Genomic DNA, 19,652 nt, shown 5'->3' on the forward strand with positions numbered 1-19,652 from the left:
GCAAAACCGCACCTTATAAAGGTTAAGATGCGGTGATGCAAGTATTACAGCACGCGCGTGCTGATACCGTGACCCGCCAGCGATATCTCAAGTTTATCCCCTGAGCGCAGCGGGCCTACGCCCTCTGGCGTGCCGGTCAGGATCACATCGCCTGCACGCAGCGTAAAAAACTGGCTCATATAGGCGATGAGCGGCTTGATTTTGTGGATCATATCGGCCGTGGAGCCATGCTGACGCAGCTCTCCGTTCACCATCAACTGCAGCTCGCTGTTTTGCGGATCGCCCGTGTACTCACTGACCGGAATAAAACCGGACAGCGGACAGGCGTTGTCGAACCCTTTTGCGCGCTCCCAGGGCTGACCCGCTTTTTTGAATCCCGCCTGCAGATCGCGCAGCGTGAGGTCCAGCGCTACGCCATAACCCGCAATCGCTTTCGCTACATGCTCTTCGCTGGCCTGCTTTAATGTTGCGCCGATCAGGACAGCGAGTTCCACCTCATGATGTACCTCGCCGAGCGCGGCCGGGATAGAGAGCGGCTGCCGCAAATCGCATAAGGCTGTCTCAGGTTTGATGAACAGCACCGGCTCATCCGGCGTTGCACTTCCCATTTCTTTAATATGTTTTGCATAATTACTGCCTACGCATACCACTTTGCTGACCGGAAAATCCAGCAGAGCACCCTGCCAGTTACGATGCTGATACATATTTTTCACCTGCCTGAGTTATGTCTGCGCTCTGCCGGGATGACAGAGGCTCTGTGAGTAGCGGCCGGAACGGGGCGCCAGTGAGGATAATATTAACGGTTATCGCGACAGGTGTAACAGAAATTGTCAAAAGAGATTTATCTTTCTTACGACGGCGGGCAAACAAATTAATTGCCCACGACAGAATGGAAGATGGGCAATTAATTAATCAATGAACACTGAATATATTTACAGGCTATATTTTTTACAGATGAATCTGAATTAAACTTCTTTACCCTGCTCAAGATGGACGTTGAGCAAACTTTCTACAGGCGGGGGGATCTGCAAATAAAAACCCTGCTCACGCAGCCCCTGCTTTACCTTTTCAATGTCGGCGTTAGCCAGTCTCTCACGCTTGTCCAGCGACAGCACCATCGCTAACTGCGGCTTGCCAAAACCTTTAAGCAGCGCTTCCGGCACGCGGGAGAAATCGTCCTTTTTTTCTACATAAAGATAAGTCTGGTCGCGTTGCGGGCTTCTATAGATCACACAAAACATATTTTTTACTCGAATTAACTGTTAGCGTCACTTGCCTGAATATTACAGTAACTATAACATGCTTGCAGAACTTCGAATATTGACCCGACGATGTTAATGGCGATTTTATCGACGTTCATCTCCGGGTCAAAAAAAACAGGACTGAGCCAGGACAGATGCCGCAATCGCCAATCGAATTCAAGGGAAGCAGTTTTACCCTGTCAGTTGTTCATCTGCACCATTCACAACCCGACGTGATTCGTCAGGCGCTGCAGGAGAAGATCGATCAGGCGCCGGCCTTTTTACAGAACGCTCCGGTCGTCCTGAACATCTCAGCGCTATCCGGCGATATTAACTGGAAGCAGATGCAGCAGGCGATCAGCGCGACCGGGCTGCGTATCGTTGGCGTCAGTGGTTGCAAAGATGACGTCCAGAAAAAAATGGTGGCCCGCGCGGGCTTACCGGTGCTGTCAGAAGGCAAAGAGAACCGCAAACCGGCTGAAGCGCCGTCTGCGGAAGAAGTGACTGCACCCGCTGTTGTTACCGAGAGCATCAACAAAACGCGCGTGGTGAATACGCCCGTGCGTTCCGGCCAGCAGATTTATGCCCGTAACGCCGACCTGATTGTGACCAGCAGCGTTAGCGCCGGAGCAGAACTGGTTGCCGATGGCAATATTCACATTTACGGCATGATGCGCGGCCGTGCGCTGGCAGGCGCCAGTGGCGATCGCGACTGCCAGATTTTCTGTACTCATCTTGCCGCTGAGCTGGTCTCAATCGCCGGTGAGTACTGGATCATGGATCAGATTCCGGCGGAATTTTTTGGTAAAGCGGCGCGCCTCTGTCTGAAAGAGGGCGCGCTTACCATCCAGACACTTAATTAGGCCCCTTTTCTTTCGTTAAGGAAATCAACATTTATGGCACGCATTATTGTAGTAACATCGGGCAAAGGGGGCGTTGGCAAGACCACGTCAAGCGCGGCCATCGCGACAGGGTTAGCGCAAAAGGGCAAAAAAACCGTTGTTATCGACTTCGATATTGGTCTGCGTAATCTCGATTTGATTATGGGCTGTGAACGTCGCGTCGTGTATGACTTTGTGAATGTTATTCAGGGTGATGCAACCCTGAATCAGGCGCTGATCCGCGATAAACGCACCGAGCAACTCTACATTCTGCCGGCATCACAGACGCGTGATAAAGACGCTCTGACGCGCGAAGGCGTAGAGAAAGTGCTGAACGATTTAGCCGCTATGGAGTTCGATTTTATCGTCTGTGACTCCCCGGCGGGCATAGAAACCGGCGCGCTGATGGCGCTCTATTTCGCTGATGAAGCGATTATTACAACCAACCCGGAAGTCTCATCCGTACGCGACTCTGACCGCATTCTGGGCATTATCTCCTCGAAATCGCGCCGGGCTGAAAACAGCCAGGATCCGGTTAAAGAGCATCTGCTGCTGACCCGTTACAACCCAGGTCGTGTGACCCGTGGCGATATGCTCAGCATGGAAGATGTGCTGGAAATCCTGCGTATTCCGCTGGTCGGTGTTATCCCGGAAGATCAGTCTGTGCTGCGCGCCTCAAACCAGGGCGAACCGGTGATCCTCGACATCAATTCTGACGCCGGTAAAGCTTATGCTGATACCGTAGAACGCCTGCTTGGCGAAGAACGCCCCTTCCGCTTTATTGAAGAAGAGAAGAAGGGTTTCCTGAAACGCCTGTTCGGGGGATAACCAATGGCCTTACTCGATTTCTTTTTATCCCGTAAAAAGAGCACAGCCAATATAGCCAAGGAGCGGCTGCAGATCATCGTTGCTGAACGCAGGAGGGGTGACAGTGAGCCCCACTATTTGCCTCAGCTTAAACGCGATATCCTGGAAGTGATCTGCAAATATGTCAAAATCGATCCCGATATGGTGACAGTACAGCTCGATCAGAAAGGCGACGATATTTCGATTCTGGAGCTGAACGTGACGCTGCCGGAAACGGAAGACGCACCGAAATGAGTGTGGCGGATCGCAGCGTTTCCCCTGCGTAATCGCGCAGGGGAAAACAGCGCGCTTAAAGTGCCTGCAGAATCTTGTCGATTCCCGGCTTCAGCAGCTCGCCACGCCAGCCGTTCAGCAGCTCGGGTGGGCGTTTTGCTGATTTCAGCCCCCAGTACACGCTGAGCACCTGATTAATCTGACGGCGTGATGCCAGCAGTTCCTGACTGTATCCCGTCTCTTCGCTTACCTGCTGTACCAGCGCTTTAATCGCTTTAAAGACCTGCTTATAGTGCGGATGCTCAATAAGATTGGGCAGCGGTGCCGGTAGCGTTGCCTCATCCTGTGCCTGCGCTTCAGCTACCTGATCAATCATCGCTTTACCGTGAAAACGGATTTCATGGCCGTTGAGCCCAAGGTGATCCAGTTCACCGAGGCTGCCGGGCAGATAGCGAGCGACCTTCCACAAATTCTCTTCACGTACCACAAAATTAACCGCCATATCTTTCTGACGCGCGACTTTCAGGCGCCAGGCCGCCAGGCGCTGCAGTGCGGCCAGCTGGCGCGGACGCAGCTGCCAGGCGTTGGTAATATCGCGCCACGCCTCTTCAGGCTGCAATATATCAAGCCGGCGCTGACACAGCATGTCACACTCGCTCAGGGCGGCCTTCATGTTGCCGGCGGCTTCAGTCTGCGCCATCAGCTCACGGGCAATAGGCAGCAGGTAGGCGACATCCGCTGCGGCATACTGGCACTGACGCTCGGTCAGCGGGCGCGCAAGCCAGTCGGTGCGAGCCTCACTTTTATCCAGTTCAATCCGGTTAAAGTGATTAACCATCGCCGCAAATCCCCAGGAGAGCGGCTGCCCGGAAAAGGCGGCCAGAATCTGTGTATCGATCATCGGCTGCGGCAGGCAGCCAAAGCGATGCAGAAAGACCTCCAGATCTTCGCCTCCGGCGTGCAGGAATTTAATCACCTGCGTATCCTGCAGCAGGTCGATAAACGGCGCCCAGTCACTAATCGGCAGTGGATCGATCAGTACCAGCTGTTCGCCATCAAACAGCTGAATCAGCCCGAGCTGAGGATAGTAGGTCCGGGTACGTACAAATTCAGTATCCAGAGCAACAGCATCATGCTGGCGAGCCAGGCGGCACACGTCAGCCAGCTGGTGGTCTTGGTCGATCAGGGTGTAATTCACGTATTTATTTCCGCTGCGCAAACCCCGCGCAGCGCTCCATGTTAAAAACAATAAAAACGCCGGTCGTAGCCGGCGTTAACCTGGGGAAGCATGGCGACACTACTGCCCTTCCCGCTTCGCCTCATCGCGCAGTTCGCGGCGTAAAATTTTGCCCACGTTTGTCTTTGGCAGCTCTTCACGAAACTCGATAATTTTCGGCACTTTGTAGCCGGTCAGCTGACGACGGCAGTGATCCAGCACCTCTTCTTTAGTCAGCCCGGGATCCTTTTTAACAATACAGACCTTCACCGCTTCCCCCGAGAGTTCGCTTGGCACGCCAATCGCTGCAGCTTCACGAATTTTTGGATGCTGCATCAGCACATCTTCAATTTCGTTGGGATAGACGTTGAAGCCGGACACCAGGATCATATCTTTTTTACGATCGACAATCCGGATAAACCCTTCGCTGTCCACGGTAACAATATCGCCGGTATGCAGCCAGCCATTTTTCAGCACTTCCAGCGTGGCATCAGGACGCTGCCAGTAGCCCGCCATCACCTGCGGGCCGCGGATACAGAGCTCTCCCGGCTCACCCGGCGTCACATCGTTATCCTGATCGTCAATAACCCGTACATCAGTAGAGGGCACCGGCAGGCCGATACTGCCGGTATGGCAGGTGATATCGTAAGGGTTAACCGATACCAGCGGGGAGCATTCGGTGAGGCCGTAGCCTTCAAGCAGATAGTGCCCGGTGAGCTTTTCCCAGCGCTCCGCTACCGCTTTCTGGACCGACATGCCTCCGCCAGCGGAGAGCCGCAGCGTGGAGAAGTCGAGTTTATTAAAGTTTTCATCATTCAGCAGTGCGTTAAACAGCGTATTTACGCCGGTAATGGCGGTAAACGGAAACTTAGCCAGCTCTTTAACGAATCCGGGTATGTCGCGCGGATTGGTGATCAGCAGGTTAGTGCCGCCCAGATCGAGGAACAGCAGACAGTTAACCGTCAGCGCAAAAATATGGTAGAGCGGCAGCGCCGTTACCACCTGCTCCTGCCCGGCGCGCAGCAGTTTGCCGTAGGTGGCTTTTGTCTGCTCCAGGTTTGCCTGCATGTTGCCATGGGTGAGCATCGCGCCTTTGGCGACGCCGGTGGTGCCGCCGGTATACTGCAGAAATGCCAGATCGTCATTGCTGAGCGCCGGACGCTGATAAGCCATGCGTGCCCCCTGCTGCAGCGCATGCCGCAGCGGTACAGCACCGGGCAAATGGTATTTCGGCACCAGCTTTTTGACATATTTGACCACAAAGTTCACCAGTGTCGCTTTGACCGGCGCCAGGTGATCGCCCATCCGCGTCAGCATTACATGCTTCACCGCCGTCTCTGCCACAACCTTTTCCAGCGTGTGAGCAAAATTGGAGACAATAACAATGGCACTGGCACCGCTGTCATTGAGCTGATGTTTCAGCTCGCGCGGGGTATAGAGCGGGTTAACATTTACCACCACCATGCCGGCACGCAGTACGCCAAACAGCGCCACCGGATACTGCAGCAGATTAGGCATCATCAGCGCTACGCGATCGCCCTGCTGCAGTCCCAGCCCCTGCTGCAGCCAGGCGGCAAAGTCGCGGCTCTGCGCGTCGAGCTGGCGATAGGTCAGCGGCTGCCCCATATTGATAAAGGCAACGTGGTCGGCATAGTGCAACACCGCATGTTCAAAGAGATCGACCAGAGAGGGATAACGGTCGGCATTTATTTCTGCTGGCACATCTGGCGGATAGCGTTTCAGCCAAACTTTGGTCAAAGAGTCACCCCGATATTCTTGTTGCGTAGCCATCGCCGCCTCTGCAATCAGTGTTATTAACAATACATTAACTGATTGTACCAGTTTGCCGGTTATGGCATTTTCAGGTTGCGAAGCCCATCACTAAATTTCGCGCGCCGGTTACGCGCCCAATAAAAAAGCCCGGCTGCGTGCACCGCAACCGGGCCGGAAAAGTATGTGGCGGCTACTCGGTCAGAATAGTCTGTACCTGAGCCGGCCCCCCCAGGTTCATCCCCCAGTAAGGGTTTGGTCCCCAGTAACCCGGATGATGCCGCGTCGGGCCATATCCGATCCAGGGATCGATTGGCTGCGGCGGCGTCATTACCTGCTGAGTCAGATGCCAGCGCTGATAGCCGCGCACATCAATCACAACAAAGTTATAACTGGCCTTGCCAATTTCACCTTTTTCGGTGCCTTTGATGGTACCCAGCACCGTAACATATTGGTTATTCACATCAACCGGATCGACGAATCCTTTGAGATCCGCATATATCCGTCCGACTGATGCAGCCCCCAGCCGGGGCCGGGCGCTCTCATCCAGCGGCTGCGTGGCTATCTCCAGCCGCGTCAGCCCGTTGAGGTTTGTGACGCGGACTACTTTACCGCCAAAGCGTGACTCCTGCCCGGTATAGAGCTGGGGAGCGTTCATCACGCGCAATAAATCCTGCTGCGGAAGCGCCGAGCTTCCTTTAATAGAATCGGGTACGCTGACGCAGCCGCTCAGCAGCAATACACACGCCAGTACGCCACCAGCGATTCCAGCACGATAACCTGGCATAAGCACATCTCCTGTAATTTTTAATTTAGACTGGAGGTGCAAAAATAAGTTGCGTGGCGACTCAGCGTCCGGGCAACTTTTTCCACGCCACTTCGTTACGCAGATAAACCGGCTCTGCATGCTCCACCGCTACGGTGTCGCCTCGCTGCCACGCCTGCAGCGCCAGCGGCAGCATATCTTCAGCCGCGGGCAGCGTAACCGGGGTAGCCAGTAGCGTTGCGCCCGGCGTGGTCATCAGCTCAGGCCATGCCTGCCAGCCGGTGCCTGCGGTCGCCCACTCGCCGCTCAGCGCCGCGATGCGGGCGGCAGCAGCCTCTGGCTTCAGTACCGCTTCGCTGTCGGCGCCGTGCCAGTGACCCGCATCATCGCGCTGATATTCAGCCCAGTAGACTTCACCCATACGTGCATCAATCGCCACCAGCACACAAGTGGCACCGGTCAGCCGCCAGGCTCCCTGCGCCATCGTTGCCAGCGAAGAGACGCCAATCATGGGTAAATTCGCGCCCAGCGCCAGTCCCTGCGCAATGCCAATACCAATGCGAACGCCGGTAAAACTGCCCGGCCCGCGCCCAAACGCCAGCGCATCCAGCGCGGTCAGGTCCAGCTGCTGCGCCTGCAGCAGCGACTGCACCAGCGGCAGAATGCGCTGCGTGTGATCGCGCGGAGCAATTTCAAAACGGGCATCGATCTGCTGCTGATTCAGCAGCGCGGCAGAACAGGCTTCTGTCGCCGTGTCCAGTGCTAAAATTCGGGCGGACATAACAACCTCAGAGAATCAAAATGGCGCGCATCTTATCACAAAGCGGCATGAATTAGTGTTCCTCAGCCTGCCGGACAAAGTCGATCGCACGCGCCAGATCGCGGGTGCGCGGCGTGGGCGGCAGGCTGCTGAGAAAGAGTTCGCCGTAGGGGCGCGCGACCAGACGCTGATCGCAAATTACCAGTACGCCGCGATCGGCAGTGTCGCGGATCAAACGCCCCACTCCCTGCTTGAGGGTAATCACCGCATCCGGCAGCTGCACATCACTGAACGGATCGCCGCCGCGCAGCCGGCAATCCTCCATGCGCGCCTTCAGCAGCGGATCGTCTGGCGAGGTAAAGGGCAGTTTATCAATGATGACCAGCGACAGGGCATCACCACGCACGTCGACGCCTTCCCAGAAGCTGCTGGTCGCGACCAGCAGCGCGTTACCCGCCTCCAGGAACTGCTTCAGCAGCTGCCCTTTGCTGGTTTCACCCTGCAGCAGCACCGGCAGAGTCATCGACGCACGAAACTCGGCCGCCAGCTCACGCATCATCTTGTGTGAGGTGCAGAGAAAAAAGCAGCGTCCTTTATTGGCATCAATCAGCGGCTTCATCATCCGCGCCAGCTGCCGGGCACCGCCGGGCGCATTCGGCTCCGGCATATTGCGCGGCACGCACAGGAGCGCCTGCCGGGCGTAGTCAAACGGACTGTCGAGGATCAGCGTCTGCGCCTGCTCAACCCCGAGACGACTGGCGAAATGGCCGACCTGTTCATTCACCGCCAGCGTGGCGGACGTAAACACCCAGGCCGCTTTACGCGTATCCATCACTTCGCGAAAGCGCTCCGCAACTGAAAGCGGCGTCAGCGCCAGCGTAAAGTGCCGGCTGGTGCATTCATACCAGTAGCTGAAACCGGGTTCGCTGATGGCGCGCAATCGCTTCAGGCGGGTGCGATAGAGCGCCGCGCGCTCAAAGGCCGCATCAAGCAGCGCTGAGCGTCCCAGGGAGAGTTTGATGACGTCGTAACAGAGTTCCAGCGCATCATCCAGCAGAGTAAACATGCGCATGACGTTGTTATCACTGAGCAGATCGCGCAGATTACCGCGAAAGCCGGGCTCGCCAAGCGTCAGGCGAAAATCCTGCGCACACTGCGCCAGCCGATCGGCCGATTTCTGCAGCTGCTGCACATCACGCACCTCGGTGCGATAGGCAAGAATGATATCTTTGGCGAGATCCTGCAGCTGGCGGCTGGAGAGCTGCTGGCCAAAATAGTGGCTGGCGATGTCGGGCAGCTGATGCGCCTCATCGAAGATCATCACGTCCGCTTCCGGGATCAGCTCGCCAAACCCGCCCTCTTTCACCACCAGGTCGGCCAGAAACAGATGATGGTTCACCACCACAACATCAGCATCCATCGCTTTTTTGCGCGCTTTTACGACAAAACACTCTTTATAGAGCGGGCAGTCGCTGCCAAGACAGTTGTCATTGGTGCTGGTGACGTAAGGCCAGACAGGGCTATCTTCAGCGACGCCGGCGCAGTTGCTGATATCGCCATCTTTGGTCTCTGATGACCAGCTGCGCACGTGGATAAGATCGCCCAGCGCCTGTACGGTAAGATCGCCGCCGCTCTGGTTTTGCTGCTCCATACGTTCGAGACAGAGATAGTTAGAGCGGCCTTTCAGCAGCGCAGTTTTTCCGCTGAATTTGAGCGCCCGGGCAATAGTAGGCAAATCGCGATTGTAGAGCTGATCCTGCAGCGCTTTGGAGCCGGTAGAGACAATGACTTTCTTTTTTGCGCGCAGTGCAGGCGCCAGATAGGCGTAGGTTTTACCGGTTCCGGTGCCCGCCTCTACTACCAGTTCACCGCCGTGCGTTACCGCTGCCGTGACCGCCTGTGCCATCTCATGCTGGGCCGCACGCGGTTTAAAACCCGGAATTGCCTGCGCTAACGCGCCATCTGCTGCAAAATCGTCTGCCACACATCCTCACCTGTAACCTGAAAAACACTGTAATTATGTCAGGATTCCGCAGACGCGACCACAACAGATGACATCGCAGCCCGGTTATGGCAGGCTGGCGCAGCAAAAAACAGAGGAGAACAGCATGTCTATTACGCGTATCGATCCCGAACATCGTATGTCCGAAGCCGTGATACACGATAATACGATCTACTACACCAGCGTCCCGGAAAATCTGGATGCCGATGCGGAGGCGCAGACGGCCAACGCGCTGGCAGTCATCGATCGTATTCTGACGCGCGCCGGATCGGACAAGAGCAATATTCTCGACGCCACAATTTTTTTGGTGGATAAAGCGGATTTTGCGGCGATGAATCGCGCCTGGGACGCATGGGTATCACCGGGCAACGCGCCGGTACGCTGCACCGTACAGGCCGGACTGATGAACCCGAAATATAAAGTAGAAATAAAAATTATCGCCGCACGTTAAGCGGCACGGGCACTATTCGTTTTCATCTTCATCTTCGAAGCGTGCCCGAATCGCCTCCCCGGTAAAGGTCTCACGAATTTCCTGCGCCACCTGCGCAATCGCCTGGCCGCTGGCCATGCCGCCCGCCATCAGTTCCTGAATTCGCTCAACCGCCTGCTGCTGCTGCTCATGAGATAGTGCCGGAAGCCCTGTAAACATACGTTACTCCAGATTAAATCGGACGGGCATTATCCCACGCGGAACAAACAGGTGCCAGTGGCAAAAAAATATGCCAGGCTACGCCTCTGCCTGTTGAATGCTGCTGAACCCATGATCGCGAAAACCCTCACGCTTACCTATAGTCCCGATGCTCTGCTGAACCGCTTCTCCACGCTGGCGCATCGCCCGTGGGCCATGCTGCTGACCTCAGGTCAGGCCGATCACGCTGATAACCGCTTTGATATTCTGACCGCCGATCCGCGCGTCACGCTCACCACGCGCGGCGGGTATACCGAAACCGATGATGGCACCGGCATTCAGCGTTCTGAAGAGGATCCGCTGCAGCTGCTGCAGCGGCAGATTGACCGGCTGGACCTGCAGCCCGCCGCCCATCCCGATCTGCCTTTTCAGGGCGGTGCGCTGGGGCTGTTTGGCTACGATCTCGGCCGCCGGTTTGAACAGCTGCCGGCGGTAGCGCAGCAGGATCTGCAGACGCCTGATATGGCGGTGGGCCTTTATGACTGGGCGCTGATTGCCGATCATCACCTGCAGCGGCTTACGCTGGTCTCTCTCAGCGATGCTGACGCGCGCTGGCGCTGGCTGCAGGCGCAGGCGCTCCCGCTGCCGCGTGCGTTTCACTTAACCAGCGCGTGGCGCTCTGACCTGACGCGCGAGGCCTATGCAGCCCGCTTCAATGCCGTACAGGCGTATATTCAGGCAGGCGACTGCTATCAGGTCAATCTTGCTCAGCGTTTCGAGGCGCGCTATAGCGGGGATGAGTGGCAGGCGTTTCTGCGCCTAACGCGCGCCAATCGCGCGCCCTTTAGCGCCTTTCTGCGTCTGCCGGACAGCGCGCTGCTCAGCCTGTCGCCGGAACGTTTTCTCTCTCTGCAGCAAAACGTTATTGAAACGCGCCCGATCAAAGGCACGCTGCCGCGTCTGGCCGATGCGGAGGCCGATCGTCTGCAGGCGGAAAAGCTGGCGCACTCCGCGAAAGATCGTGCGGAGAATCTGATGATTGTGGATCTGATGCGCAATGATATCGGCCGGGTGGCTGAACCCGGCAGCGTGAGCGTGCCTGAGCTGTTTGTGGTTGAACCCTTTCCGGCAGTGCATCATCTGGTGAGCACCGTGCGGGCCCGCCTGCCGGATAGGCTGCGCGCCACCGATCTGCTGCGCGCCTGCTTTCCGGGCGGCTCAATCACCGGAGCGCCTAAAATCCGCGCGATGGAGATTATTGAAGAGCTGGAGCCCCATCGTCGCAACGCCTGGTGTGGCAGCATAGGCTATATCAGCCTGTGTGGCCGTATGGACAGCAGTATTACCATTCGTACGCTGATCGCTGAAAACAGTACTCTCTACTGCGCCGCCGGTGGCGGACTGGTAGCCGACAGCGATATGCAGTCTGAATATGAAGAGACCTTTCATAAGGTTAACCGCATTCTGCCCTGCCTCAGCGATGAGAAGTAATATGACTGCCGAACTCAGCCAGTTTCTGACGCGTTTTATGCTGCAGCCCCCGCCGCCCGCACGCCTGCCGGCCCCTGCCGGACGTCATGCGGCAGTGCTGGTGCCGATTATCAACAGCGCCGAGCCGGCACTGCTGCTGACGCGGCGCTCGGCGCTGCTGCGTAAACACGCCGGCCAGGTCGCTTTTCCGGGCGGGATGCAGGATGCCAGCGATACGTCACTAATCGATACCGCGCTGCGTGAAGCACAGGAAGAGGTCGGGATCGATCCCCGTCAGGTGCAGATAGCCGGTGTACTGCCGGCGGTCACCAGCAGTACCGGTTTTGCCGTCACGCCGGTGGTGGGGATCCTGCCAGCCATGCCGCTGCGGCTGAACCCAGATGAAGTGGAAAGCGCGTTTACCATGCCGCTGCGTGAAGCACTGCATCTGGCCCGCTATCATCCGCTGACGTTATATCGCGGCCAGCGTCAGCACCGGATATGGCTCTCCTGGTATAACGATTATTTTATCTGGGGCATGACGGCCGGAATTATTCGCGCGCTTGGTCAGCAGATCGCGCTGCCCTGAATGCCGTGTGTAAACTCGTGGCTGAAAATCGATCCACTTCACAAAGGCATGGATTGATAACTATTTCTGCGGTTTATAATTAGATTATTTCATGCGAAAAGCTGTTCTTTCGCCCGCCGTGGCGATTACTATTAGCCGCAATTACGGCTCAGGCCGCAGAACCCCGTATTTGTGAGGAGCGTTACCGTTGATTAGTGTTTTTGACATGTTCAAAGTGGGCATCGGCCCATCCAGTTCACATACCGTAGGTCCGATGAAAGCGGGCAAACAGTTTGTGGATCTGCTGGCTGAGCAGGGCAAACTGCAGGCTGTCACGCGCGTAGCGGTGGATGTGTATGGCTCTCTCTCGCTGACCGGTAAAGGTCACCATACGGATATCGCTATCATTATGGGTCTGGCGGGTTATGAACCTGCGACCGTGGATATCGATGCGATCCCGGCATTTATTAAAGACACGGAAACGCGCGAGCGCCTGCTGCTGGCTAAGGGCGCGCATGAGGTCGACTTTCCGCGCGAGGGCGGCATGGTGTTCCGCAGTGAGAATCTTTCACTGCACGAAAACGGTATGACGCTGTATGCGTTTGCCGGCGATCTGCTGATCCTGACGAAAACCTACTACTCCATTGGCGGCGGGTTTATCGTGGATGAAGCGCATTTTGGTCAGCCGGTACTGGATGAAGTCGCGGTACCTTATGCGTTTCACTCGGCAAAAGAGCTGCTCAGCCACTGCAGCGAGACCGGCATGTCGCTTTCAGGGCTGGTGATGCAAAATGAGCTGGCGCTGCACAGCCGTGAAGAGATCACCCGCTATTTTACCGATGTCTGGCAGACCATGCAGGCGTGTATTGACCGCGGTCTGAACACCGAAGGCGTGCTGCCGGGGCCGCTGCGCGTTCCGCGCCGCGCCGCCTCTCTGCGTCGCCTGCTGGTCTCATCGACCAAGCACTCTAATGATCCAATGAACGTCATCGACTGGGTCAATATGTTTGCCCTGGCGGTAAACGAAGAGAATGCGGCAGGCGGACGCGTGGTAACGGCTCCGACTAACGGAGCCTGCGGCATCGTGCCGGCGGTGCTTGCCTATTACGATCACTTTATCGAAAGCGTCACGCCCGATATTTTTATCCGTTATTTTCTCGCCTCAGGCGCTATCGGTATTCTCTACAAAATGAACGCCTCTATCTCTGGTGCCGAAGTGGGCTGTCAGGGTGAAGTGGGCGTGGCCTGCTCTATGGCGGCGGCGGGGCTGGCGGAACTGCTGGGCGCCAGCCCGGAGCAGGTTTGCGTAGCCGCGGAAATTGGTATGGAGCATAACCTGGGCCTGACCTGCGATCCGGTTGCCGGTCAGGTGCAGGTGCCCTGTATTGAGCGCAATGCTATTGCATCGGTCAAAGCCATCAACTCAGCGCGCATGGCGCTGCGCCGGACCAGCGCCCCGCGCGTCTCGCTGGATAAAGTCATTGAGACCATGTATGAGACCGGCAAAGATATGAATGCTAAATATCGCGAAACCTCGCGTGGCGGTCTGGCCATCAAAGTTCAGTGTGACTGATACCTTTCCGGAGTGCGCTGGTTAAAATCAGCGCACTCATACTGATTTCTGCTTTTTTACCTACCTCGGCGTTGCCAAACCAGATATTGTAATTTTCCTGCGCGGATCCGGCAGGACGCAATTTTTTATTGCCCGCTTTTTTACCGGGCAGCGCTAAACCTGGCCGTCCCGATGCCGATAACCTTCACGTTAATTTGCTCCTGGTCTGTGTCTTAACAAGGTGGTTACTGATGCTCATTCCCCAGCAATTTGTGGGTCAATTTCGCCGTAAGCGGCTGCTTATTGCGTTAGTGATCGCGACGCTGGTTTTGATCCTTACCCTGACTTTTCGTTATATCGAAGAGAAGTCACGTATTGAGCAGCAGTCTCTTAACTTTGCCAGCCGCGCGATTGAGCGCTTTGACCGTATGTTCTCGCCGCTGGACGTCTCCGCTAATAACACGCTGGGACTGGTGGGCCTGCCCTGTTCGCTGGTGCGTTATCCGCTGATTGAAAAGATCGCTGCGCTGCAGACGGTACGCACGGTGCTGCTGGTGCAGAATGACACCATCTACTGCTCCAGCATCTATGGCGCACGCGATATCTCCTTTAGTCAGACCTATCCGGAGCTGGCGCTCAATAATCAGCGTATGATGCTCACTACCGATGATTATCTGCTTAAAGGTTCACCGGTACTGCTGCTCTGGACGCCTAAATCGCTGAATAATCGTGATGGCTTGCTGCAGGTAGTGAATGTTGAACTGATGAGCAATTATCTGCTTGAGCCTCAGCTGCCGTGGGTGGAGCGGGCTATTTTCAACGTGGGCGGTCAGAGCCTTGAGTATGGTAACCCGATGATTGAACATACGCTGCCCTCGGATGACGAGGTCGCTTACGATCAGGCATCTTTACGCTACCCGTTCACCATTACGCTCTACGGCCCTTCGCCAGCACGTCTGGCGTTAAATACGCTGCCTTCCCAGCTGCCGCTGGCGGTGATGCTGAGCCTGCTGATTGGCTATATTGTCTGGCTGGCAACGGCCAACCGCATGAGCCTCAGCTGGCAGATCAGCTACGGCATCACCGCCAGTGAGTTTATGGTTTACTGTCAGCCGCTGATTAATGCCCGCAGCGAACAGTGTGAAGGTATTGAGCTTCTGCTGCGCTGGCATAATCCGCGTCAGGGATGGATTGCGCCTGACGTCTTTATCCCTCTGGCGGAACGGCAAAACCTGATCGCTCCCCTTACCCGCTTCGTGATTGCCCGGGCCGTAGAAGCGCTGCCGCAGCTGCCGCAAAGCAGCGCGTTCCATATTGCGATTAACGTCGCCGCCAGCCATTTTCACGATCGCGCCATTGTGGAAGATCTGCAACAGATCTGGTGGCCTGCTAACCCCCATCCGCAGCTGGTTGTGGAGCTGACAGAGCGCGACGCCTTGCCGGTTATCGATCAGTCGGTCGTGGCGCAGCTGCATAACATTGGCGTACGCCTGGCGATAGACGATTTTGGCACCGGGCACAGTTCGCTGGCCTACCTCAAAGATCTGCAGCCGGATGTGCTGAAAATTGACAAGATTTTCACCGCGGCGATCGGCACTGACGCGATCAACGCCACGGTAACCGATATGGTGATTTCACTGGCGCAGCGGCTGAAAATTGCGCTGGTGGCTGAAGGCGTGGAGACCGCTGAACAGGCCTCTTATCTCCGTGAACGCGGGGTGGATCATCTGCAGGGTTACTTCTATGCGCGCCCTATGCCAATCGAAGATTTTCCGGCATGGCTGGCTCAGCATCAGGAAACAGCGGGTTAAAAAAAGGGCCGTCTTCACGACGGCCCTGATTGAACAGCTACGCGCGATTACGCGTTTTCTTCATCTTCATCGTGAGGCGCATCTTTGGTCACCCGCACCAGGTCGATACGGTAATCTGTCGCCTCAACAATTTCAAAGTGCAGCGGCGGCAGATCGATCACCTCACCAGGCTGCGGCAGCTGACCTTTCTGCTCAATCAGCAGACCCGCCAGCGAAGCGTGATCGTCCTCCTGTTTAACCAGCTCATGGTAGTCGAGCAGCTGCTGGAGCGAATGCAGATCGGTACCGCCTTTAACCAGCCAGCCATCACCATCGGCGATCACATCCGGCGTCTCATCTTCATCCGGGAACTCACCGGCAATCGCTTCCAGCACGTCCAGCGGTGTAATCAGACCCTGCACCATACCAAATTCGTTGGTTACGATAACAAAGCTGCCTTTCGCCCGGCGCAGCACACCCAGCAGGTTAATAGGATCCAGCGTCTCAGGGACAACAATCGCCGGCGAGCCTGATGCGAACGTGGCCACGTCCATACCGTGCTCCAGCGCCACCAGCAGCTCTTTTGCGCGCACCACGCCAATAATCTCATCCAGCTCACCGCGGCACACCGGAAACAGACTGTGTGGCGTATCCAGCAGCTGCATCCGTATCTCATCCAGCGGACGCGTCACATCAACCCATGAGATATCGCCACGCGGCGTCATGATGCTGCGAATAGAGCGCTGCGACAGCGTCAGTACGCCGTTAATCATATAGCGCTCTTCATCCTTAAACGCCTCCTGCGGCATAGCGTTATTCAGCGTGTGCTCATCCGTTGAAGGCTGCTGCTGACGATTGCGCCCGCCCATCAGGCGCAAAATAGCTTCTGCCGTACGCTCACGCATCGGCCGGCGCGCCTGATGGCGCATAAAATTACGGCGCGCGATCTGGTTAAACAGCTCAATCAAAATTGAGAAGCCGATCGCCGCATAGAGATAACCTTTCGGAATATGGAAACCGAACCCTTCTGCTACCAGCGACAAACCGATCATCAGCAGGAAGCTCAGGCAGAGCACGACAACCGTCGGATGAGCGTTGACAAAATTAGTCAGCGGCTTCGACGCCAGCAGCATCACGCCCATTGCGATCACCACCGCAGTCATCATCACCGGCAGGTGGTTAACCATCCCCACTGCGGTAATCACGGCATCCAGTGAGAAGACGGCATCCAGCACCACGATTTGTGCGACCACCGCCCAGAAACTGGCATAGTTGCGGTTACCCTGCTGCTCTATCCCTTTATTTTCCAGACGCTCATGCAGCTCCATCGTGGCCTTGAAAAGCAGGAACAGGCCACCAAACAGCAGGATGAGATCGCGGCCGGAAAAGCTGAAATCCATGACGCTGAACAGCGGACGGGTCAGCGTGACCATCCAGGAGATCAGGGAGAGCAGGCCGAGGCGCATCACCAGCGCCAGCGACAGACCGATCAGTCGCGCTTTATCGCGCTGCTTTGGCGGCAGTTTGTCAGCAAGAATGGCGATAAAGACCAGGTTATCGATACCCAGCACAATTTCCAGCACGATCAGCGTTAACAGCCCCGCCCAGATCGAGGGATCCAAGAGAAACTCCATTAGTGACTCCTTGCTAAGAAAGTAGACGCACGAAAATCAGCCTGCACCGGTAAGTGAGACAGCTGAAGAGTCGAAGGCGAAATAACGCTGAACGGCGTGGCGATCTGCGCCGGCTGGCACAGTAAGGATAAGAAGCGACGTCGGTGACGGTCCATAAGGGTGAGCTTGAGCCCGGTACTCCTGAGTAATAAACAGAAAGTTAATGTATCAGTTACCTCAACAAGATCAAAAAATTTTCTTACATTTACACATAGCTGCGCTGGCGCATAAAAACGGCATAAAAAAGTCCGCTGAACCGCCGTTACACCAGATAACCGACAGGCGTCACACTCTTTCTTCTTTCGCTAACTAAAATAAACGGCGACCTCAACGCAAACCGATGGGCGCTCCATCGGTGCGGCTCAGGCTTATATTGCCTGACGGGCCCGGCCGCATCCTTTATTCCTGTCTACGTCCTTTAATGACAGGGTTTCGTCATAAACGGAGGTAGCAGGTGACCATCGCATTAGTCATTGGTACACACGGCTGGGCAGCAGAGCCGCTCCTGAAAACAGCAGAGATGCTGCTGGGCGAACAGCACAATGTCGCCTGTATCGATTTTGCACCCGGTGAAAACGCCGAAACGCTGATGGAGAAGTATCGTGCCCGGCTGGCCGAACTTGATACCGCTCAGGGAGTCCTGTTTCTGGTCGATACATGGGGAGGCAGCCCGTTTAATGCCGCCAGCCGTCTCGTCACGGATCGCCCGGATCAGGAGGTCATTGCTGGCGTGAATATTCCGATGCTGGTCGAAACGCTGATGGCCCGCGATGATAATCCTGAACTGGCGGCGCTGGTGCAGGTCGCCACCGACGCCGGGCGTCAGGGCGTAAAAGCGCTAAAGGCGGAACCTGTTTCCGCTGCCGCAGCGCCGGTTAAATCTGCGCCCCCGCCGCTGGCTTCGGGCCAGCATATGAAAATCGGCCTGGCGCGCATAGACGATCGTCTGATCCATGGCCAGGTAGCGACCCGCTGGACTAAAGAGACCGGCGTCAGTCGCATTATTGTGATCAGTGATGAAGTGGCAAACGATCATGTGCGTAAAACCCTGCTGACCCAGGTGGCGCCGCCGGGCGTTACCGCACACGTGGTCGATATCGCAAAAATGATCCGCGTCTGGAATAACCCCAAATATGCGGGCGAACGCGTCATGCTGCTGTTTACCAATCCCACCGACGTTGAGCGCGTGGTTGCGCAGGGCGTCAATATTACCTCTGTGAATATCGGCGGCATGGCGTTTCGTCAGGGTAAAACGCAGGTCAATAATGCGGTTTCAGTAGATGAAAAAGATATTGCCGCTTTTCGTCAGCTCAACGCCCGCGGGATTGAGCTTGAGGTACGCAAAGTCTCTACCGATCAAAAACTCACTATGATGGACCTGATTGCGAAGGCCACCGCCTGACTTGCTATCGCCCGGCCATTACGGCGGGCGTGCTGAGGAGATGCAACATGGAAATAACCACGCTACAGATTGTGCTGATATTTATCGTGGCCTGTATTGCCGGTATGGGTTCTATCCTGGATGAGTTTCAGTTTCACCGTCCGCTTGTGGCCTGTACCCTGATTGGTGCCGTGCTGGGTGACATGAAAACCGGCATTATTATCGGCGGCACGCTGGAGATGATTGCGCTGGGCTGGATGAATATCGGGGCGGCGGTAGCGCCCGATGCGGCTCTCGCCTCCATCATATCCACCATTCTGGTGATTGCCGGCGGCCAGAGCGTCGGTGCCGGTATCGCTCTGGCGATCCCGCTGGCCGCAGCGGGTCAGGTGCTGACCATTCTTGTGCGAACGCTGACCGTGGCGTTTCAGCATGCGGCAGATAACGCGGCCGCAAAAGGTAACCTCACCGCTATCTCCTGGATCCATGTCTCTGCCCTGCTGCTGCAGGCGATGCGCATCGCCATCCCGGCGCTGATTGTCGCTATCTCTGTCGGTACCAGCGCCGTGCATACGCTGCTGAGTTCCATTCCGGAGGTGGTCACTAACGGCCTTAACATCGCCGGCGGCATGATTGTGGTAGTCGGATACGCAATGGTCATCAATATGATGCGCGCCGGTTATCTGATGCCGTTCTTCTATCTCGGATTTGTCACCGCCGCGTTTACTGATTTCAATCTGGTTGCGCTGGGCGTTATCGGCGTCGTGATGGCGATTCTCTATATCCAGCTCGCCCCGAAATATAACCGGGTCGCAGGCGCAGCGCCGGCAGGTGCCTCGCAAAACGACCTTGATAATGAACTTGACTAGGAGCA

At 56.2% G+C, this 19,652-nt stretch carries 19 protein-coding genes; 10 read left to right on the plus strand and 9 right to left on the minus strand.

Annotated features, from left to right (window positions below; genetic code table 11):
* Positions 1-44 precede the first annotated feature (44 nt).
* Positions 45-704 carry a fumarylacetoacetate hydrolase family protein gene (locus tag F3I15_RS01385; RefSeq protein ID WP_150016270.1) on the minus strand — a complete coding sequence of 220 codons (660 nt, stop codon included), beginning with the start codon at positions 702-704 and terminating at the stop codon, positions 45-47.
* A gap of 261 nt (positions 705-965) precedes the next feature.
* Positions 966-1,241 (minus strand): YcgL domain-containing protein, encoded by a 276-nt coding sequence (locus tag F3I15_RS01390; protein WP_039384721.1) that lies wholly within the window; start codon positions 1,239-1,241, stop codon positions 966-968.
* A gap of 155 nt (positions 1,242-1,396) precedes the next feature.
* Between F3I15_RS01390 and minC the strand changes: the two genes are divergently transcribed.
* The 3 genes from minC to minE are packed head-to-tail and all read left to right on the plus strand — an operon-like array spanning position 1,397 to position 3,223.
* Positions 1,397-2,104 (plus strand): septum site-determining protein MinC, encoded by a 708-nt coding sequence (minC, locus tag F3I15_RS01395; RefSeq protein WP_150016271.1) that lies wholly within the window; start codon positions 1,397-1,399, stop codon positions 2,102-2,104.
* A gap of 33 nt (positions 2,105-2,137) precedes the next feature.
* Positions 2,138-2,950 carry a septum site-determining protein MinD gene (gene minD / locus F3I15_RS01400; RefSeq protein WP_039384727.1) on the plus strand — a complete coding sequence of 271 codons (813 nt, stop codon included), beginning with the start codon at positions 2,138-2,140 and terminating at the stop codon, positions 2,948-2,950.
* A 3-nt stretch (positions 2,951-2,953) separates the two neighbouring features.
* Positions 2,954-3,223: a cell division topological specificity factor MinE gene (gene minE, locus F3I15_RS01405; protein WP_039384731.1), complete on the plus strand. Its 270-nt coding sequence runs from the start codon at positions 2,954-2,956 to the stop codon at positions 3,221-3,223.
* Between the two features lie 55 nt (positions 3,224-3,278).
* On the opposite strand, the gene rnd is transcribed toward minE, so the two are convergent.
* The 5 genes from rnd to F3I15_RS01430 form a co-directional block, all read right to left on the minus strand.
* Entirely contained in the window at positions 3,279-4,400 is a 1,122-nt protein-coding gene (rnd, locus tag F3I15_RS01410; protein ID WP_150016272.1) for a ribonuclease D, read from the minus strand.
* 99 nt (positions 4,401-4,499) lie between these two features.
* The gene (gene fadD, locus F3I15_RS01415; protein WP_150016273.1) at positions 4,500-6,176 is read right to left on the minus strand and encodes a long-chain-fatty-acid--CoA ligase FadD; all 1,677 of its coding nucleotides are present in this window, start codon (positions 6,174-6,176) and stop codon (positions 4,500-4,502) included.
* Between the two features lie 205 nt (positions 6,177-6,381).
* Complete coding sequence (locus tag F3I15_RS01420; protein ID WP_150016274.1) at positions 6,382-6,975, minus strand: Slp family lipoprotein; 594 nt, start codon at positions 6,973-6,975, stop codon at positions 6,382-6,384.
* A 61-nt stretch (positions 6,976-7,036) separates the two neighbouring features.
* On the minus strand, positions 7,037-7,735 hold the full coding sequence (gene tsaB / locus F3I15_RS01425; RefSeq protein WP_150016275.1) for a tRNA (adenosine(37)-N6)-threonylcarbamoyltransferase complex dimerization subunit type 1 TsaB: 699 nt from the start codon (positions 7,733-7,735) through the stop codon (positions 7,037-7,039).
* A 52-nt stretch (positions 7,736-7,787) separates the two neighbouring features.
* Positions 7,788-9,698, minus strand: a complete 1,911-nt coding sequence (locus tag F3I15_RS01430) for an ATP-dependent DNA helicase (RefSeq protein ID WP_150016276.1) — start codon at positions 9,696-9,698, stop codon at positions 7,788-7,790.
* Between the two features lie 124 nt (positions 9,699-9,822).
* Between F3I15_RS01430 and F3I15_RS01435 the strand changes: the two genes are divergently transcribed.
* Positions 9,823-10,167 (plus strand): RidA family protein, encoded by a 345-nt coding sequence (locus F3I15_RS01435; RefSeq protein ID WP_150016277.1) that lies wholly within the window; start codon positions 9,823-9,825, stop codon positions 10,165-10,167.
* A 12-nt stretch (positions 10,168-10,179) separates the two neighbouring features.
* Here the strand turns inward: F3I15_RS01435 and F3I15_RS01440 are convergent, their stop codons facing one another.
* Positions 10,180-10,365, minus strand: coding sequence for a YoaH family protein (locus F3I15_RS01440; protein ID WP_039384746.1), 186 nt, complete (start codon positions 10,363-10,365; stop codon positions 10,180-10,182).
* Between the two features lie 111 nt (positions 10,366-10,476).
* Here F3I15_RS01440 and pabB point away from each other — a divergent pair, with 111 nt between their 5' ends.
* The 4 genes from pabB to F3I15_RS01460 all read left to right on the plus strand — a co-directional run bounded on the left by pabB (position 10,477) and on the right by F3I15_RS01460 (position 15,745).
* Positions 10,477-11,835 carry an aminodeoxychorismate synthase component 1 gene (pabB, locus tag F3I15_RS01445; RefSeq protein WP_150016626.1) on the plus strand — a complete coding sequence of 453 codons (1,359 nt, stop codon included), beginning with the start codon at positions 10,477-10,479 and terminating at the stop codon, positions 11,833-11,835.
* A gap of 1 nt (position 11,836) precedes the next feature.
* Positions 11,837-12,403: a CoA pyrophosphatase gene (locus F3I15_RS01450; protein ID WP_150016278.1), complete on the plus strand. Its 567-nt coding sequence runs from the start codon at positions 11,837-11,839 to the stop codon at positions 12,401-12,403.
* Positions 12,404-12,590: 187 nt separating this feature from the next.
* Positions 12,591-13,955, plus strand: coding sequence for an L-serine ammonia-lyase (locus F3I15_RS01455; protein WP_150016279.1), 1,365 nt, complete (start codon positions 12,591-12,593; stop codon positions 13,953-13,955).
* 230 nt (positions 13,956-14,185) lie between these two features.
* Entirely contained in the window at positions 14,186-15,745 is a 1,560-nt protein-coding gene (locus F3I15_RS01460) for an EAL domain-containing protein (protein ID WP_150016280.1), read from the plus strand.
* A gap of 47 nt (positions 15,746-15,792) precedes the next feature.
* Here F3I15_RS01460 and F3I15_RS01465 read toward each other — a convergent pair whose 3' ends face one another.
* Positions 15,793-17,358, minus strand: a complete 1,566-nt coding sequence (locus F3I15_RS01465; RefSeq protein WP_150016281.1) for a TerC family protein — start codon at positions 17,356-17,358, stop codon at positions 15,793-15,795.
* A 493-nt stretch (positions 17,359-17,851) separates the two neighbouring features.
* On the opposite strand from F3I15_RS01465, the gene manX reads away from it, so the two are divergent.
* A complete protein-coding gene (manX, locus tag F3I15_RS01470; protein WP_108569379.1) occupies positions 17,852-18,799 on the plus strand; it encodes a PTS mannose transporter subunit IIAB in 948 nt (315 codons plus the stop codon).
* Positions 18,800-18,846: 47 nt separating this feature from the next.
* The gene (locus tag F3I15_RS01475; RefSeq protein WP_108569380.1) at positions 18,847-19,647 is read left to right on the plus strand and encodes a PTS mannose/fructose/sorbose transporter subunit IIC; all 801 of its coding nucleotides are present in this window, start codon (positions 18,847-18,849) and stop codon (positions 19,645-19,647) included.
* Positions 19,648-19,652 lie beyond the last annotated feature (5 nt).

It is taken from the genome of Pantoea sp. M_9, assembly GCF_008631385.1.
Classification (GTDB): Bacteria; Pseudomonadota; Gammaproteobacteria; order Enterobacterales; family Enterobacteriaceae; genus Pantoea; species Pantoea eucrina.

Coding starts and splice junctions, on each gene's coding strand:
- F3I15_RS01385 (WP_150016270.1), bottom strand. CDS start 704: ATGTATCAGCATCGTAACTGGCAGGGTGCTCTGCTGGATTTTCCGGTC.
- F3I15_RS01390 (WP_039384721.1), bottom strand. CDS start 1,241: ATGTTTTGTGTGATCTATAGAAGCCCGCAACGCGACCAGACTTATCTT.
- minC (WP_150016271.1), top strand. CDS start 1,397: ATGCCGCAATCGCCAATCGAATTCAAGGGAAGCAGTTTTACCCTGTCA.
- minD (WP_039384727.1), top strand. CDS start 2,138: ATGGCACGCATTATTGTAGTAACATCGGGCAAAGGGGGCGTTGGCAAG.
- minE (WP_039384731.1), top strand. CDS start 2,954: ATGGCCTTACTCGATTTCTTTTTATCCCGTAAAAAGAGCACAGCCAAT.
- F3I15_RS01420 (WP_150016274.1), bottom strand. CDS start 6,975: ATGCCAGGTTATCGTGCTGGAATCGCTGGTGGCGTACTGGCGTGTGTA.
- tsaB (WP_150016275.1), bottom strand. CDS start 7,735: ATGTCCGCCCGAATTTTAGCACTGGACACGGCGACAGAAGCCTGTTCT.
- F3I15_RS01435 (WP_150016277.1), top strand. CDS start 9,823: ATGTCTATTACGCGTATCGATCCCGAACATCGTATGTCCGAAGCCGTG.
- F3I15_RS01440 (WP_039384746.1), bottom strand. CDS start 10,365: ATGTTTACAGGGCTTCCGGCACTATCTCATGAGCAGCAGCAGCAGGCG.
- pabB (WP_150016626.1), top strand. CDS start 10,477: ATGATCGCGAAAACCCTCACGCTTACCTATAGTCCCGATGCTCTGCTG.
- F3I15_RS01450 (WP_150016278.1), top strand. CDS start 11,837: ATGACTGCCGAACTCAGCCAGTTTCTGACGCGTTTTATGCTGCAGCCC.
- F3I15_RS01460 (WP_150016280.1), top strand. CDS start 14,186: ATGCTCATTCCCCAGCAATTTGTGGGTCAATTTCGCCGTAAGCGGCTG.
- F3I15_RS01465 (WP_150016281.1), bottom strand. CDS start 17,358: ATGGAGTTTCTCTTGGATCCCTCGATCTGGGCGGGGCTGTTAACGCTG.
- F3I15_RS01475 (WP_108569380.1), top strand. CDS start 18,847: ATGGAAATAACCACGCTACAGATTGTGCTGATATTTATCGTGGCCTGT.